Annotated in this window: 20 protein-coding genes; 6 read left to right on the top strand and 14 right to left on the bottom strand. The window is 37.0% G+C overall.

From position 1 onward, the window contains the following. Positions 1–112 precede the first annotated feature (112 nt). Positions 113–1,111 (top strand): DoxX family membrane protein, encoded by a 999-nt coding sequence (locus AC1FXP_RS00100; RefSeq protein ID WP_480057915.1) that lies wholly within the window; start codon positions 113–115, stop codon positions 1,109–1,111. A 105-nt stretch (positions 1,112–1,216) separates the two neighbouring features. On the opposite strand, the gene AC1FXP_RS00095 is transcribed toward AC1FXP_RS00100, so the two are convergent. The 7 genes from AC1FXP_RS00095 to AC1FXP_RS00065 all read right to left on the bottom strand — a co-directional run bounded on the left by AC1FXP_RS00095 (position 1,217) and on the right by AC1FXP_RS00065 (position 7,489). After that, positions 1,217–2,290, bottom strand: a complete 1,074-nt coding sequence (locus AC1FXP_RS00095) for a branched-chain amino acid aminotransferase (protein ID WP_480057914.1) — start codon at positions 2,288–2,290, stop codon at positions 1,217–1,219. A 124-nt stretch (positions 2,291–2,414) separates the two neighbouring features. Continuing rightward, positions 2,415–2,915 carry a hypothetical protein gene (locus AC1FXP_RS00090; RefSeq protein WP_480057913.1) on the bottom strand — a complete coding sequence of 167 codons (501 nt, stop codon included), beginning with the start codon at positions 2,913–2,915 and terminating at the stop codon, positions 2,415–2,417. A gap of 278 nt (positions 2,916–3,193) precedes the next feature. Next, the gene (locus AC1FXP_RS00085; protein WP_480057912.1) at positions 3,194–3,661 is read right to left on the bottom strand and encodes an SMI1/KNR4 family protein; all 468 of its coding nucleotides are present in this window, start codon (positions 3,659–3,661) and stop codon (positions 3,194–3,196) included. A gap of 115 nt (positions 3,662–3,776) precedes the next feature. After that, positions 3,777–4,826, bottom strand: a complete 1,050-nt coding sequence (locus AC1FXP_RS00080; protein ID WP_480057911.1) for an FUSC family protein — start codon at positions 4,824–4,826, stop codon at positions 3,777–3,779. 94 nt (positions 4,827–4,920) lie between these two features. Further along, on the bottom strand, positions 4,921–5,535 hold the full coding sequence (locus tag AC1FXP_RS00075; RefSeq protein ID WP_480057910.1) for a hypothetical protein: 615 nt from the start codon (positions 5,533–5,535) through the stop codon (positions 4,921–4,923). Between the two features lie 261 nt (positions 5,536–5,796). After that, positions 5,797–6,714: a DMT family transporter gene (locus tag AC1FXP_RS00070; protein ID WP_480057909.1), complete on the bottom strand. Its 918-nt coding sequence runs from the start codon at positions 6,712–6,714 to the stop codon at positions 5,797–5,799. A gap of 94 nt (positions 6,715–6,808) precedes the next feature. Then, on the bottom strand, positions 6,809–7,489 hold the full coding sequence (locus AC1FXP_RS00065) for an SIMPL domain-containing protein (protein ID WP_480057908.1): 681 nt from the start codon (positions 7,487–7,489) through the stop codon (positions 6,809–6,811). Between the two features lie 138 nt (positions 7,490–7,627). Here AC1FXP_RS00065 and AC1FXP_RS00060 point away from each other — a divergent pair, with 138 nt between their 5' ends. Further along, on the top strand, positions 7,628–8,395 hold the full coding sequence (locus AC1FXP_RS00060; protein ID WP_480057907.1) for a PRC-barrel domain-containing protein: 768 nt from the start codon (positions 7,628–7,630) through the stop codon (positions 8,393–8,395). 207 nt (positions 8,396–8,602) lie between these two features. On the opposite strand, the gene ltaE is transcribed toward AC1FXP_RS00060, so the two are convergent. Next, positions 8,603–9,619: a low-specificity L-threonine aldolase gene (gene ltaE / locus AC1FXP_RS00055; protein WP_480057906.1), complete on the bottom strand. Its 1,017-nt coding sequence runs from the start codon at positions 9,617–9,619 to the stop codon at positions 8,603–8,605. 124 nt (positions 9,620–9,743) lie between these two features. After that, on the bottom strand, positions 9,744–10,535 hold the full coding sequence (locus AC1FXP_RS00050) for an SDR family oxidoreductase (protein ID WP_480057905.1): 792 nt from the start codon (positions 10,533–10,535) through the stop codon (positions 9,744–9,746). 181 nt (positions 10,536–10,716) lie between these two features. On the opposite strand from AC1FXP_RS00050, the gene AC1FXP_RS00045 reads away from it, so the two are divergent. Further along, positions 10,717–11,892 (top strand): MBL fold metallo-hydrolase, encoded by a 1,176-nt coding sequence (locus tag AC1FXP_RS00045; protein WP_480057904.1) that lies wholly within the window; start codon positions 10,717–10,719, stop codon positions 11,890–11,892. Positions 11,893–11,895: 3 nt separating this feature from the next. After that, positions 11,896–12,168 (top strand): DUF3006 domain-containing protein, encoded by a 273-nt coding sequence (locus tag AC1FXP_RS00040; protein ID WP_480057903.1) that lies wholly within the window; start codon positions 11,896–11,898, stop codon positions 12,166–12,168. Between the two features lie 73 nt (positions 12,169–12,241). Here the strand turns inward: AC1FXP_RS00040 and AC1FXP_RS00035 are convergent, their stop codons facing one another. From AC1FXP_RS00035 to AC1FXP_RS00015, 5 genes are all read right to left on the bottom strand, one after another. Then, positions 12,242–13,012, bottom strand: coding sequence for a fumarylacetoacetate hydrolase family protein (locus tag AC1FXP_RS00035; RefSeq protein WP_480057902.1), 771 nt, complete (start codon positions 13,010–13,012; stop codon positions 12,242–12,244). Between the two features lie 5 nt (positions 13,013–13,017). Continuing rightward, positions 13,018–13,143: a hypothetical protein gene (locus AC1FXP_RS00030; protein ID WP_480057901.1), complete on the bottom strand. Its 126-nt coding sequence runs from the start codon at positions 13,141–13,143 to the stop codon at positions 13,018–13,020. 151 nt (positions 13,144–13,294) lie between these two features. Further along, positions 13,295–13,621: a P1 family peptidase gene (locus AC1FXP_RS00025; RefSeq protein ID WP_480057900.1), complete on the bottom strand. Its 327-nt coding sequence runs from the start codon at positions 13,619–13,621 to the stop codon at positions 13,295–13,297. A gap of 247 nt (positions 13,622–13,868) precedes the next feature. Next, positions 13,869–15,038 carry a M20 peptidase aminoacylase family protein gene (locus AC1FXP_RS00020; RefSeq protein ID WP_480057899.1) on the bottom strand — a complete coding sequence of 390 codons (1,170 nt, stop codon included), beginning with the start codon at positions 15,036–15,038 and terminating at the stop codon, positions 13,869–13,871. A 134-nt stretch (positions 15,039–15,172) separates the two neighbouring features. After that, positions 15,173–16,039, bottom strand: a complete 867-nt coding sequence (locus AC1FXP_RS00015) for a LysR family transcriptional regulator (RefSeq protein WP_480057898.1) — start codon at positions 16,037–16,039, stop codon at positions 15,173–15,175. A 170-nt stretch (positions 16,040–16,209) separates the two neighbouring features. Here AC1FXP_RS00015 and AC1FXP_RS00010 point away from each other — a divergent pair, with 170 nt between their 5' ends. Then, positions 16,210–16,425, top strand: a complete 216-nt coding sequence (locus tag AC1FXP_RS00010) for a hypothetical protein (protein WP_480057897.1) — start codon at positions 16,210–16,212, stop codon at positions 16,423–16,425. 94 nt (positions 16,426–16,519) lie between these two features. Next, positions 16,520–16,889: transposase (locus AC1FXP_RS00005; RefSeq protein ID WP_480057896.1), on the top strand; the 370-nt coding region annotated here is incomplete at its 3' end.

The following is a 16,889-nucleotide window of genomic DNA, read 5'->3' as shown; positions in this document are numbered from 1 at the left end:
CCAAAACTTTGTTAAACACTTCACAAAGTTAAATGTTCTATGTTATCCTATGAAAGTCTTCAAAATAACGAGCTTTCATTATTACACTATTTTTTTTCTAAAGAGGTGCAACATGACTAAAAAAATCATCTTTGCTCTATTACTTATTATATTTGTTCTAACTCCTTTTTTTGCAGAAGCTCATGTGAAATGGTTCACAGAATTAGAGCCACAAAAAGAATCGATTGAAAATATTATTAACCCGTTGTTTATGTTTATCACTATTATTACAGCAGTTGTTTTAGCTATTCTTCCTCAAGTATTGCCAAAGTTAATGGTTTGGAGACAGCTACAAAAGATTGATATTAAATTAGAAAGTTATCGTAAATACTCTACGTCTATTTTACAGTATGGAACTGCCGTAGCATTGACCATTCAAGTACTTACTGGGTCTCTATTTGCACCCGAGCTCACTCACTATTCAACTTTAATAACTGTTATAAGTTGGATGGCCATTGCCTTTTTACTATTACCTCACCAATTGGGAACCAAGTTAGGTGCAGCTACAATGATGATCCTATTTAGCATTATGCTTGTAGAATACGGACTTTTTCATATGCTTGACTACGCTTTTTATTTAGCGATTATTTTCGTTCTTTTCATGACTAAGACGAAATACGAAATATGGAGCTTTCCTTTTTTGTATTTAGCAACAGGTCTTTCTCTTTGCTGGGTAGCCGTTGAAAAATGGGTGTACCCTGAAATGTCTGTTGATATTGTAAATAACCATCAAGTTCCAACTTTTTTCCTTTCACCGGAAGTATTCGTTTCATTAAGTGCTTTTATCGAATTTGTAGTCGGTTATTTACTAATCGTCGGAATTTTAAACCGATTGCTTTCTTTTATCTTAACTGGCATTTTTATTATGACGACAACTTTATTTGGAATGGTTGAAGTCGTTGGTCATTTCATGATTCATATTATCTTAATAATCTTCATTATTGAAGGGGTCTCATTTTACAAACCACCAGTTAAAATTCACAAAACTGTCCTTGATCAGATGATATTTGTTTTCTTGAACTTTTTATTTGTACTAGCTACTATTTTGCTGCTTTATTATCGATTTGCTTAATTATTAGCAATACGCTCTACCTTTTGGCTCATTTTAATTTTCTATCCTTTTCCTAACAACAAACAAAAACAGGCGTCTCGCTAAAAATCAAGAGACGCCCTTTTTTTACTCTACTTCTATTGTCCAATTATATGTATCTTCAATCTTCCCTGTTTGTATACCTGTTAATGTATCGTATAGGCGCTGTGATAATTCACCAATTTCTCCCTTATTGATTTGCATTTTTCTTGCGCCCCAATTTAACTCGCCAACGGGCGAAATAACTGCAGCGGTTCCTGTTCCAAATGCCTCTTCTAGTTGTCCTTGCTCGTATGCTTCATATAGTTCTTCTAGTGATAGCTTTCGTTCTGTTACAGGAATTCCCCAATCTTTTAATACCTCAATGATTGACATGCGGGTAATCCCTTCAAGAATGCTTCCATTTAGCTCTGGTGTAATGATTTCACCATTGACTTTGAAAAACACATTCATGCTTCCAACTTCTTCGATATACTTCTTTTCAACTCCATCTAACCAAAGAACTTGAGAATATCCTTCTTTTGTAGCTCGTTCTTGGGCCTTATAAGCAGCTGCATAGTTTCCAGCTGTTTTCGCTGTCCCTGTTCCACCACGAACTGCTCGCGTATATTCGTCTTCGACATGAATCCGAACAGGCTGAATCCCCTCTTTGTAATAAGAACCAACAGGAGATAAAATGATGATGAATTGATATGTTTGTGAAGGTGCAAGACTTAAATTCGATTCTGTCGCAATAATAAATGGACGAATGTATAATGAATTCCCTTCTGCCTTTGGTACCCACTCTTTTTCCACTTCAAGTAGCTGTTTTAAACAATTTAGTGCTAACTCTTCGTCTATTGCTGGAATACTCAATCGATCACTTGATAAATTTAACCGTCTAAAGTTTTTCTCAGGGCGAAACAAGAGAACCCGATCCCGAGGTGTACGGTACGCTTTTAATCCTTCAAAAACGGTTTGTCCATAATGAAAGATCATGGCAGCCGGGTCTAATGTGATCGGTTCATATGGGACGATACGCGGGTCATGCCATCCTTTATTTGCTTGATAATCCATGACAAACATATGATCAGAAAAATGCCTCCCGAAAGCAATCTTATCAGCATTTGGCTTAGGCTTTTTGTTGTTGTTTTCGATAAAATTTACAGTTACATTCACCAAAATCATTACACTCCTTTGTAATCTCATATGTAATTATTGTAAATAGTTCCCTTAAGGAATACAAGAATACAGTACCATTTTATAGAAAAAGCGAGAGTGGTGCTTGTCCACTCCCGCTACAATCTTATTTTTTCGCTCTTTTTTCTAGTTCTGCCTTTACGTCACTTTGATAAGCTAATAATTCATTTGAATCGAGGTTATTCGAACTGTTTTCAATTACTTGCTCCAATAATTTCTTGTTTTTATAAAACTCTTCTTTCTCTGCATTATAGTAGAATCTAACAACATCTTCATCTTTCAAGTATTTTTTTCCTAGTTTTAAAAGAAATGTTACCGGAAGACCACGTACAGATACATGAGACTCAGTTTTTACTACAGACTGAACGTCTGCTTGTTCTTCTTGCTTACTTTCTTCCTGACCTCCTTGCACCATCAATAATATCTCTTTCGCAACTTCATTTTGAGTGAACGCTCTCTTTAATGCTTTTTGTCGAATACGCTTCTTTTTAGACTTCACATTCATTTTTTCAAGGCTCATCGTCGCAAACTCACGTAGCTCTAATCCACTCTTTTCGATAGCCTGCTTTAATTCTCCATTCTTGATGTCATATGTTCGTTTTAACAAATTCAAAACCCCTTACTTATTAATATCTTAAGATGTCTAGTAAATTGAGAATGCCACTGACTGATTATCTCCATTTACTATATTACCAAAAACCAAGATAAAATTGTGTATTATTCTACTTTTTTGTAGAAACGACTTAGTTAGTGACTCTTTTAATAGTATAATGCCATCTATTTAAAAAAGGTGTCGTAAATTGTTAAAGGCACTGAAAAAAGTACAATCAAAAATCACCTTTCCTACAAAGAGTAGAAAAGGTGATTTTTGATGAACGAGCGGTTTTATTTTTGAAAAAGTCGTCCTAGAAATTGATCAAAATTCTTAGCGATAATATGTTCTTGCCACAACCCATTCCCTGACTCATCTTCCACTACATACAAAACCGCAGGCTCTGACCTTCCATTCCGGTAATCTAGCGCGAGCCATGAATGAAAATCTCCAGTTAATAAAACTAGATGATCAGGCAAGCCGCATTCTTCAACAAAGATTAATGATAACCCGACGCCGCGATCCATTTCCAATTCATGAAAATACGGAACAACCGCCGCATCGCCATCTTCAAAGAGCACATAGCGGTATGCTAACTCTCCTCCATTTTGCTCTTGCATTAATTCTACATATTTCCTTGGTAACGAAACACCAAGCAACTGCTCAACTTCAGAAACTTGTGCATCTGTTACTTGTTCTCCAGGCTTGTATCCCGATGGCGACTTCCAAAAATACTTACCATTATAAAATTGTAAACTCATAATAAGTTCCTCCATATTATCATAACCAACTTGGTTATTACTTCAAATCATTATAATATGATATCCACCTATTATTTTAAAGCCCTTGATGAGTCACAAAACATTACTACCTATTTTATGATTGAGTGTCAATCTGATGTCTAGAAAATCGTTCAATTTCTTCAAGTACATCATGAATAGAAAGAATCACAAATAAAATAACCGTCTCTGGTGTAAAGTGATGATAATATTTTTGCGTTTCCTGTTTAGCTTGCTCATTCGGATGCCAAAACAGGTGATCAAGTTCTCTAATTTTTTTTATGTGATCTGGAGAAAGCTTTGCACCAGATGATTCTAAAAATTGGACGGTTGAATTCACCGTTTGTTTTAACAATTCTTTATCAGAGTTGTTGAACATATTTTCGTTTATATGAACAGAAATTAAATGACCTAAATGATAATGAATTTGCTGCAATCCATCCAGTTTTTTTGTTTCATAAGTAAAGCTTCTTAATTCCTTCCATGTATGACGATGATATTTCCATTCTTCTCGTTGAAACTGACATAATTGAAAGGATCTTGATAGTTCACTTGTAATTCGTTGATATTCTTTTTGGCATTCCTTAGATTCTGCTTTTTGTTCATTAACTATTTCATTAATTCTCTTCTTTAATAGCTTAGCCGTTTCTTTATATAATCGATCATTCCGCTCCATTATTTCAGTAGAGAACTTAGCTGGTAATATAAAGAAATTAACAAGCGTTGAGATGATTAATCCAATTGTTGTTGTACCGACTCTTTCAACAAAGGTTAAAAAGTAATGATCATATGTTATAGGTATCATCGCAACCGCCGTAATGGTAGCAATTAAAGCACCCGCTTCTAATTTACACTTTATACAAATAAAAATGGTCAAAACAGCCGCAAGTGTGAACGTCAAAGGAGTTTGTCCAAACCAATAAGTAAATGTCATCGCAAGACCTGCACCTATTAATGCAGCTGGAAAACGAATCATTCCTTTTCTAATTGAATCGGAAGCTGTTGGCTCAATCGTTGCAATTGCAATAATGACGGCAAATACTACTGGCAAATCAAATAAGTAGCAAATCTTCGCTGTTAAAAACACAGCTATTCCCGTTTTAATTAATCTCGCACCGAAAAATTTAAACAATTTTCGTTCTCTCATTTAACATCCCTACCTGCTATTCATCTATAAATCTAGCATAAAGCATTAAAGGGAGTCGTTTCTAGCCAAACATGGCTTTTAAAAGTATAAATCGTTACTCATTTCGCTCATTAGATAAGTAAGAAAGTAACTGATCTTGTTCTGATTGATTCCCAAAAGCATGTGTAACATTCCAAATCTTATCTACCTCTTGATCATTGATCTCTGCATCTAGATCATGAAAAATTCGATGAAGGTACAGCAATGATTTGGAATCACCTGAACTTGCTACATTCATAAATTCTTTCGCATTGTTCATGTCGGTTAAAACAACTGATTTAGCAAACCCACTTTCTTGTAACCATTCGATGTCTTCTCTGAGCTGCTGCCACTCTCGATCATTTTGTAGCACTTCGTAATCAAGAGTGTCTGCATTTCCCCATCCAGCCAAATTATTTAAATAATGGTGTTGTTTTGCAATGATCTCTTTTACAGTCTTTTCCTGATTTTGCTGATATGCAACTGGTTGTTCAACGATCGATTCTATCTCTTCTTCATTCAATAGTTCAGCCTCAGTAGATTCTTTTGCCTCTTCATTTTTCTCCTCTGCATCAAGGTCTTCTACTTCAAGTTCTGCTGTTGCACCTTCATCTCCATTACTAAAAGCTATGTAATATAAACTTATCCCTACTACGATTACACCTAAAATGGAAATAAGAATTCGATTCATAGTAAGTCATCTCCTCTAACATATCAGTTTATGAAAAGACTACTATGAAATGAACTACACAATCAAGCACATGACAAAACTAGAAGAAACTCGTTTTTATATGTCAATTTTTCATTATTTTATTCGAGAAGATCTACTAAGAACAAACAAAAAAAAGCATCCCTACAATGATTTGTAGAATGCTTTTTCCTTTTACTACTCTAGTAACGACAATCTATAATTTCAGCTACTATGTTAACTAGTAACCGTTGCTGCACATAGTTATGCGCCCTTAGAGTATTCATTTTTGTTCTTGGTATGAGCAGCATGATTCACAAGCATTCCAGATGTTAAATAGACACCAATAAACACAAGCAATCCGCCAATCATTTGTTCAGCTAAAATGGATTCTCCTAATGCCAAACTAATCAGTGCTGTAAAGACAGGAATGAGATTCAAAAAGATTCCAGCCTGACTGGCTCCAATTTTACGTACAGACATATTCCAAAATACAAAGGAACAGACAGAAGAAAAAATGAACATATACAGAATTCCATAGATCGAAATCGAGCTTACCTTTGATAATTCAAGTCCCTCCCAAAAAGCAAAAGGAGCAAGAACCAGTACCGCTAAAAGAGTAGACACTGCCGTAGCTGTAATAGGTGGAACGGATATTCGTTTGCCAATAATTGAATAAAATGTCCATACAACAACGGCTCCAATCATCAATAAGTCCCCACGGTTGTACTCCATTTGAAAGATTCCTAACAAATTTCCTTGCGTAATAATAATAAGTGCACCAATAAAAGAAACAAACAAACCAACGACTTGAACTTTCGACAATGATTCTTTTAACAGGAAAACAGAAAACAAGACGATGAATCCTGGATTAACTGCACTAATTAACGCCGCATTGGTTGGAGAGGTATAGCCTAATGCTGTGTAAAGAATAATATTATACCCTATAATTCCGAGAAGTCCTAAAAGTAATAGAGGGACCCATGATTCCCTAACTTTCTTCCAGTCTGGTTTCTCTACGAAAATAGCGATCGGCAATAAAATAAATAACGCTAGTACCCATCTGGAAAATGTAATCCAAACGGGCGTGAGCTCAGCAACAACATACTTTCCAAACACATAGTTACCAGCCCAAAATAATGTAGCTAATATTAGTAACACCCATACTCTAACTTGATTCACAAAACATCACCCACTGGTATCTTTTTAGTCTGATTATAAAGATACCAGTAGTTCCCATTGATTGACAATCTTTAATTTTTCTAAGGCACTTGATTTAAGAAAAGTACGTAAATTCTACCTCGACCGTAGCTATTATCGTCATCTCTCCTTCTTGTATCGGTGTAACCGCAGCTTGAGCTGACAACACGGCTGGATAAGGAATAGCAGCTTGCTTATTAATTTCAGTCACTTTTAAAGGAATTGGATTCAGCGAGACTCCCATTGTATTGCTCATCACTGCAGCTTTTTGGTTGGCATTTTCTATTGCTTCAACAAGTGCCTCTTGATAGAAGGTAGAGGGATCTTGAAACGTGAAGTTGATGGAAGGAACCGTATTGGCTCCCTGTTGTACAGCCGCATCAATGATCGCCCCTGACTGCTCAACTTGATCTAATGTAATTTGAAGAATGTGTGCCACCCGATACCCTCGAAAAACTTGTTCTCCTTCAATGAAATCATATTGTGGATCAATTCGATACGTCGATGTTTGAATCCTTTCCTGAGGAACCCCTAACCCAGTGATTTCCTCGATTACAGCTGAGATGATAGCGGAATTTTCTTGTTGTGCACGTTGAACCGTCGACTCTTCAGTAATTGCTCCCAACAGAATCTGAACTCGGTCTGGAGCGGCTGTTACACTCCCTTCTCCAATTACTCTAAGGAGCGCTAGTTGTTGATAATTGACGTTTCTTTCTGTTCTATACGACATCGGAGCATTGTAGGAATTCCTATACATAAAATGGTCCCACCTCTCTACTTATAAGCTATATATATATGTATTTTTAAAATTCTTTTAACATACATTGAATCTTTTCGGTTTAAAAATCTTCTCTCTTGGGAATAAGTAAACAACTTCTTAAAAGGGGAGATTCCAATGCATCTCAAGTCTAATAATCTCACTACTTTTACACTCATCACAAAAGATGGCGACCTAGGATCCATTGACGATTTTTATTTCGACCCTCACCATTTCTCCATTCGCTATATAATTTGTGATACGAGAAGATGGTTTTTCGGAGGAAAAGTGCTTTTAAGTCCTGCTGCAATTGCAACCATAAATACGGAAGAACGAATCATTAATCTTAACGTTACGAAAGAACAAATAAAAAATAGTCCAAAACCAAAGCAACATTCACCGATCTCTTTTGCATTTGATAATAAATTATCTACCTATTATGGTTGGAACGAAAGCGAGCAAGACTTTGGCATTTCTTCTGTAAACGGAGGAGATCTGAGTGGCACTCCTATAACAGGGATAGGAGCGGGATTGAAAGATGGAGTTCCTATAGCGAGCGAAAACAAGATTCTATCTACTAAGTTAAGAAGTTTAAAGATCCTTAAAGGCTTTGATATCTATGCTCAAAATGATAAGGTCGGAGCAGTTTCTGATCTCATCGTTGATTATGAAACGTGGGCCATCGACTTACTCGAAATTGAAATGGGTGGGTTACTTTCTAAACAATTTGCTCCGCTTTCAACTTCATGGATAACGGAAATAAACTGGGATGAAGGAAAAGTTCTTATGAATAAGGAAAAAATTGATATGAGTGAACAATCTCATGGGAGATCTTTATTTGCAGAGAACGAACTCCGCTTTCATGTCGAAGCAGGACAACCTCCTTCATCTGAATGTTGTAAATAAAAAATATAACAAAAGGCACAGAAAAGGTTAGTTTTGAGGGCAATGAAAAAGTCTCTTTTAGCAAATTTGAGGAATCAGCAATGGTTCCACACGTTGTGCGCCTGCTATGAGAAACCCACTTATAGCATTAAGACAAAGCAAAGGTTCCGCTCATTGTTTAAAGGCCACTGAAAAAGGTGAAAACCGTACCTTTTTCAATGGCCTCTTCTATATCTTTTGCATAGTTACTAATGCTTCGTCGATCTGCTCTTTAGTTACATCATAATGCGTAGTCAATCTAACCGTTGTCGGCCCAAAGGAAACAGCTAACACCCCTGCCTCCTTCAATTTTTCCACATATGTTTTCGAAGAAATTCCTTTTTCTGATGTGTCAACTAAGACAATATTTGTATCAACAGAGTTTGCAACTGATAACCCTGGAATGTTTTTTATCCCTTCTGCTAAATGCTTTGCATTCTCATGGTCGATTGCTAAACGATCAACCATTTCTGTTAATGCAATGATGCCCGGCGCAGCTAATACCCCTGCTTGGCGAAGACCTCCCCCTAATCGCTTTCTCCATTTTCTTGCCTTGGCAATAAACTCATTGCTTCCTGCAATAATTGAACCAACCGGGGCTCCAAGACCTTTTGATAAACAAATTTGAACCGTATTCGTATACTGTGTAAATTCTTTAACTGATTTACGCTCTGCTACAGCCGCATTAAAAAGGCGTGCTCCATCTAAATGAATCGGAACATAGGCATGTGAAGCAACTTCAAAAATAGCTTGCATATTCGCTACAGGTACAATTGCTCCCCCCCAACGATTATGTGTATTTTCCAAACAGATTAAGCCTGTTTCTGGCTCATGTATATCATTTCCTCGTATAGCCGCTTGGATATCAGCTGGAGCCATTGCCCCTTTATCACTAGAAATCGTTCTTGTTTGAACTCCTGCAAACGCAGAAATAGCCCCACCTTCGTAATAGAATATATGCGAATCTTTTTCTAGTAATATCTCATTCCCAGAAACACAATGAGTCAGCACTGCAATTTGATTTCCTTGAGTTCCACTTGTGACAAACAAAGCGTTCTCTTTCCCTAACAAGTCTGCCGCTAACTCCTCTAATTTACTTATTGTTGGATCTTCCCTATAAACTTCATCACCAACTTCTGCTTCGTACATCGCTTTTCTCATATCTTCTGTTGGTTTAGTTACTGTATCGCTTCGTAAATCAATCATTTTTGGTAAAACTCCTAACTATTAATCTATAATCATTATACATGATTATAGATTAATAGAAAAAATGAATAACATTAAGAACCACCGAAATATTCAATCGATGATTCTTATCTACATATACCCGTTACAATAAAGATTCTGCTCCATCAATGAAGATTTGGCTTCCTGTAATATGGCTCGATGTATCAGAAGCTAGAAAATAGACTAAGTCCGCTACCTGTTCTGCTTTCCCAGCGTGATGCTCCAATGGTTGCGAGCCTTCTGGGTATTCGATAGGAATTTTAATTTTTTTTAATTCTTCATTATCTGGAAATGTATTTTCTCCAATATTTGTCTCAATTGCACCTGGACAAATGATATTGACACGAATCCGGTACTTAGCTAATTCCAATGCTGCCATTTTCCCAAATGCTACTTGTCCTGCTTTTGATGTGCTGTAAGCAGACATTCCAAAACTTTTAAACGTTCGCGTTCCGTTTATTGAGCTAGTAATAATCACACTGCCGCCAGTTTCTTTCATATGAGGAATAGCCAGTTTAACAGAGAGAAACGTACTCTTTAAATTGGTCGTTAGCGTTTCGTCCCAATCTTCAGCACTCAAATCTTCAATCGGTTCTACCTTTCCATTAATGCCAGCATTAGCAAAGACTATATCTAATCTTCCCCATTTCTTCACAACTTGATAATAACTCTCTTCCATTCTCTTTACATCAGAGACATCTGTATCTGTAACAATGGCTTCCCCGCCAAAGCTCTCTATTTCCTCCTTCACCTTTCCTGCATTCTTTTCCTTTAGATCAACCAGCGCAATCTTTGCTCCCTTTTTCGCTAGTTGAATGGCACTTGCTCTTCCTATTCCTGAAGAGCCACCTGTTACGATTGCAACTTTATCTTTCAATGTTTCATGTTCGCTCATTATGTAATACTCCTTACCTTTCAGCATTATTCCTACTGTATCCAACAAGTCAAATGTTATACTTTTGTAGCCAAAATGTAATCTCATTTACTAAAAAAATACTAACCTGAGCTAGTGCATCACAAAGAAATATTCGATATACTTAGAAGGGCGAAAGAGTCAGTCATCTAGGAGGTTACGTATGCTGAGAAAGATATTATTCATATTATGTTTTGTTGTTGTATTACTTGTAACTGCTTGTGGAACCCAACCATCAACGGAACAAAGTACAAATACCGCACCTGAGGTAAGTTCAAGTCATAACGATGGAGTCCAGTTTGACAACGACGAGCTGAATGAATTACTTGTTCATAATATTGATGTTGGTCAAGCCGATGCGACGCTGCTTGAGTTTTCAGATGAAAACGAATCCTACCATATTTTAATCGATGCCGGGAATTGGAATTCAGGTGATGTCGTTTCATATTTGCATAAAGAAGAAATCTCACATATTGATATTCTAATAGGTACTCACCCACATGCAGATCATATTGGACAAATGGATCAGATACTTGAACAATTTGACGTTACAGAAGTTTGGATGTCTGGAGATGAAACGACCTCACAAACCTTTGAAAGAGTAGTTGATGCCATTATTGAAAGTGGTGTTGATTATCACGAGCCACGAGCTGGAGAAGTGTATGACATCGGACCACTTGCTATTGAAGTGATTAACCCTGATCAATTAACAGGTGATGTCCATGAAGGATCGATTTCTCTTCGTGCAACATACGGCAATGTTTCTTTTCTTTTCACCGGAGATGCTGAGGAACAAACAGAGCAAGCAATGATTGATCGAGGTCATCAGTTGGATTCTACCGTTCTACAACTTGGACATCACGGTTCTAGTACATCAACGACTCCTGCGTTCTTACAAGCGGTGAATCCTGAGGTAGCCATTATTTCAGCAGGGAAAGACAACCAATATGGACACCCTCATGAAGAAGTCGTTTCAAGAGTTGAGAATGCCCAAATAGATTTATACGCCACCTTTGTCCATGGAACGATTATCATCTCAACTGATGGTCAAAACTATAATGTAACAACCGATAAAACCGAACAACCAATTGAATTACCAGCTGAATCAATCGATTCACCAAATGATACAGAAATCGCCAGCGAGTCAAATTGTATCGATATTAACACTGCATCTGCGTCTGAGTTAGAAGAGATTATCCATATTGGCACGGAACGAGCTTCTCAATTAATTGATTTGCGACCGTTTGGGGACATTTCAGAGTTAGCATATATAAACGGGATTGGTCCAGCTAGAATAGCTGAAATTAAAACAGAGAATCTAGCATGTATTGGAGGATAAAAAATGGTAAAAGGTGTGCTAGACCGTATAGTTGATCAACAAAAAGCAGTGATTTTAGTCGAAAGTATAGGAAAGGAGTTTGTCATTGACCTTGCACAATTACCGAAAGCAAGCAATGAAGGAACTTGGTTTACAATCGAAATAGATGGTAATACAATCCAACACATTAAAATTGATCATGAACAAACGTCAATTGCAAAGCAAAAAATAACTAATAAAATGCAGCAATTAAGAGCTAACAAAACAAGCAGTCGATTTAAAAGGAGCGAAAGATGAACTAGATCATCTTTCGCTCTTTTTTATAGCAATATAACGAATCTCTAAACGTTAATCGGCAGAGCTTACATCCTTATTCTGTCACTTTATTTTGCAGCGTACCAATTTGATCAATTTCTATCGTACACACATCTCCACCCTTTAAGAACACTTGAGGATTGCGAAATACTCCTACTCCATGAGGTGTCCCTGTTGCAATAATATCACCTGGCTCAAACGTGAAGCCTTTTGATAAATATGAAATGATATAGGGGATTGAAAAGATCATATGCTTTGTATTCGAATCTTGTAACACTTCTCCATTTACATCCAGTTTAATATGTAAATCTTGAGGATAATCAATTTCATCTTTGCTGAAAAGAACAGGGCCTAGCGGAGCAAAAGTATCAAAAGATTTTCCTCGTACCCACTGTCCATCACCAAATTGAACATCTCGAGCACTCACATCATTCATAATCGTATAGCCAAATATGTGGTCCTCTGCCTCTTCTTCGGATATATGTTTGCCTCCTTTACCGATTACAACAGCTAATTCTGCTTCAAAGTCCACTTGCTTTGATTCTCCTGGTAATTCAATTTCCTCACCATTTGCAATAATACATGACGGCCACTTTGAAAATATAAGCGGTTGTTTCGGAGGATCGATATTTTGCTCACGACAATGATCCATGTAATTATTGCGAACACAAACAACTTTCCCTGGGTTCTCAATTGGGGCGAGCAATTTTACATCTTCTACTTTTTTTAAGAAGCGAGCATTCATATTACCATTTTCCTCAAGTTTAGTTACTAAATTCGATACATAATAGAAAGCATCAGTCCCAGCTTGAATAAATGATTTCATATCCTTTAAGAAGTCTCTGGTGCAACTCCATTTTGGAACTCCTTTGAAAGTTCATATAAATCAATAACAGCGTCTTCCAATTTCAATCCAACCAACGTGTTACCATCTACTCCGTATGTCACAAATCGCATTTTTCATTCCACCCTTTCTTCACATAAATAAATGATAAGAAAATTATCTCGTCTATTTCCGTTCTGACCAACTATCGCCAACAACACCATTTACGGTTCCCGTAACACTACCGATATCGTCATTTTGTTCTATTAAATATCGAATCGTTCCCTATGTTACAGCTGGGACAGAAAGAGTGTTCGTAAGCATTATGGGACTTTCAATTACTCCTAATTCTTCAATCTGTATTGTCCCTGTTGTTTTTCCGAAGCCATTAATCACATAGGAACTGCCGATCACCTTTTCTTTTAATATATTGTTCGAATGAGGCAATATGGCTGTTACGCCTGTTCTTATTGAGTTTCCGTTATGCAAGTCTTCTACAATGGTCTTATGTCCCACTTTGACACCTTCAATGTCCATAATTGAGTTTAATTTGCCTGTCTCAAATCTCCCAATCTTGATACCTATATCGCGAAGTCTTCGTCTATGTTCCATTGTTCGTCCTTTCTCCTACACAAATGCATTAGTACATTCGTTTGTTCTTTCTATAGTTCCGCTTTTATTTATTCCTTTTCTCTCACTTTTACATATGATGTACTAACCTCAGCAATGAGGCAAGCTTTTTCGATCAGCATTGGTTGGGTGTTGCATTGCTCGCATCAACTAGACAAGCATCACGCTGATTCATTTTCCTCTCCTTTCTAGAAAGAGAGCGTCATGAAAATGACGCTCTCTTCGTATGTTATTTACGAACTTTCTCAAAGACCTTTTCTAGTGATCTTGCTAAAATAACGACGCCATCTTCTAGAGCTGATAAGTCAAACGTCATTTTAGGATGATGGAGTCCTGGTTCTAAGTTTGCTCCAAGACCAACCATTGTTGCCTGTATGTTCGACCTACAAACTGCATAAAAGTGAAAATCTTCTCCACCTGGTGTCACAAGTGGCAAAGTCACACCGTCCCGCCCTAATCCTTCTTCAATCGCCTCAGCTACTACTTCTTCCATAAAACGATTAGGGACTGCGGCTACAGTTGATGCCAATGTTTCCAGTTCTACCTCAGATCCATTTATACTAGCAGCAGCACTTACCGCCCTCTTTACTTTCTCAGCTAACACATTCATAGCTTCATTCGTCTCGGCACGTAAATCAATACCAATTAGCGCCTCATCAGGGATAATATTCATGTTCTTTCCTTCTGTCTGAACCATTGTAACTTTAGCTGAACTAGAGATCGTCGGATCTAGTTTAATGGAATTAATTGCGTAAATCATAGCCGCAATCGAATCAAGTACATTAATCCCAAGATGTGGTCTAGCCGCATGGGCTTGTATCCCTTTTACTTTTCCTTTTAACACCATCGTAGCCCCGTGATAAATCGCCGGTGACGCTTGTCTTACTCGTAATTCTTGAATGGGCCTAACATGAATTCCAACAAGATAAGTAACATCATCGACGACACCTTTTTCAATTAATGCCTTAGCCCCTTTTCCCGTTTCCTCAGCTGGTTGAAAAATAATCTTAATTGTACCGGGAGGACAAAATCCAAGCTCTTTTAACATTTTGATTGCATAAAGCACCATTGTTGAATGAGCATCATGCCCACAAGAATGATTAGCCTTCCAAGTTCCATCTACATTTTGCCATAAGGCATCAATATCTGCTCTTATCCCAACGACAGGTCCACCTTTATCACCTGTCCATGTAGCCACAACTCCCGTATGATCAGAAATAGTCGAGAACGGGATTCCTATTTCCTTTAATTGCTGGCATATAAATTCAGTTGTGTTTTTTTCTTCCCAACTAATTTCTGCAATCGAGTGGAGATGTTGATACGTTTCTATTAATTGTTCTTTATTCTTCTTCAGCCACTCACGATAAACAAAAATTGTACTCACCTTTCTTTCTGTCATGTTTTTCACTCTATACTATAGAGTATTCAAATGAACCTTAACAATCTAATGCTTCTAACTATGGAAATGCCTATTTGTCAAAAAAGGGCTCAACTCTCTATGGTGATTTACAATTAACAAACTAAAACATGATCTTAATTTGAATCAACCCAAGCCTTTACACTGCTAACAAACCTTTTTGTTGCTGGAGCCATTTGTTGGGCCGCAGCAATTCCAATGAGCCGATAACTTTCACGTTCTAATCCTAATAAGCGAATTTCTTTTGGTAACTCCGGCAACACCAATTCAGGAAGAACACTAATTCCTAAATTATTTTGAACCATTGAGACAATCGCATGATCGTCTGCTAACTCATATTTTATCGTTGGATGAATATTATGTTCGCTGAATATTCTACGAACATCATTATCTCCACCTACCTTTTGCATAATAAAAGGCTCTGTTTCAATTTGCTTAAACATCATCCGCTCTTGATCAGCAAACGGATGTTGCGCTGATATAACACAAAGCATTCGGTCTGTTTTTAGCGGAACGATCTGAAAGGTATCATGTGATGGCAGCGTAACAAAGCCACAATCAATCTTCCCAGTAAGCAGCCAATTTTCTATTTCATAATAGTTTCCTTCAAAAAGTTTCAATGTTATATTCGGATAGTCTTCTTGGAATTGTTTAATAATATCAGGAAGCCAATTGGTTGAAACACTTGTAAACGTTCCAATTCTAACCGTACCTACTTCAAGTCCATGAATAGCAGCTACCTCTTGTTGAAGTTTCTCATTCAAGGAAAGGACTTCACGCATATATTGAAGTGTCCGCTCTCCTTCCACCGTTAACGAAATACCAGAGCGGTTGCGAATCAAAAGTGGAAATCCAAATTCCTTTTCAAGATTTGATATAGCCTGACTTACTGCTGACTGGGTTAAACTTAAAGCTTCTCCAGCTCTTGTTAAACTTCCTAATTCGACCACTTTATTAAAAATCTCAAACCTTCCTATACTCAATTCTTCACCTACTTATCTTGTAATATATTTTTCTTATAATAATCAGTATCTAAAATCCATTTACATGAATTAAATTAATGTAAATGATCAAAAACATTCATTTCCCTTATCTTATTCCCCATTATATACTAACACATAACAACTTACACGCTTGAAAGGACGAAGGCACGATGAATGCAAAATATTTTATCACACATCAAATTGGAATTATTCTCACCGCTAGTTTCGTATGTTTTCTTTGGGGCAGTTCATTTCCATTAATCAAAATAACGTACGGAGTGTTAGATGTTAAAGCAACAGACTCATTTGTGCAAATTTTATTAGCTGGTTATCGCTTTTTCTTGGCTTCATTGTTACTTTTTCTTTTTCTTTATGACGAATTGTAATATTAAGTGCGACACCTAAAAATAAACACAAAAAAGCCCATGATACTTCGTGTAAAATGAAGTTACCACACAACCCTTACACGGAGGTTTTATCATGAGCTACTCCCATCTTACCACGTTTGAACGTGGACGACTAGAAGTCCTAAATAAACTGGGCTGGTCTGCTAGAAAAATTGCTTTAGAACTAAATCGACACCACTCTACTATTGCTCGAGAATTAAATCGAAATAGTAAAAAAGAATATGCTAGTGAAGTTGCTCAAGATAAATACGTAGAGCGTCGTAAAGCCTGTAAACCAACAGGTAAATGGTCTGCCTCATTGGCAGAGGTCATTGAAGAAAAACTTCAACTAACATGGTCTCCTGAACAGATCGCTGGACGGTTAGTTGAACTAAAACTATCATTCAAAACGATTTATCGTTGGCTCTATCTTGGACTGCTAAATAAGGTGGATATCACAGTCC

The organism is Halalkalibacter sp. HAAS-P013 (genome assembly GCF_056619925.1).
Note: the sequence above shows the minus strand (reverse complement) of the source record. Positions and strands in the feature narration are given on the sequence as shown.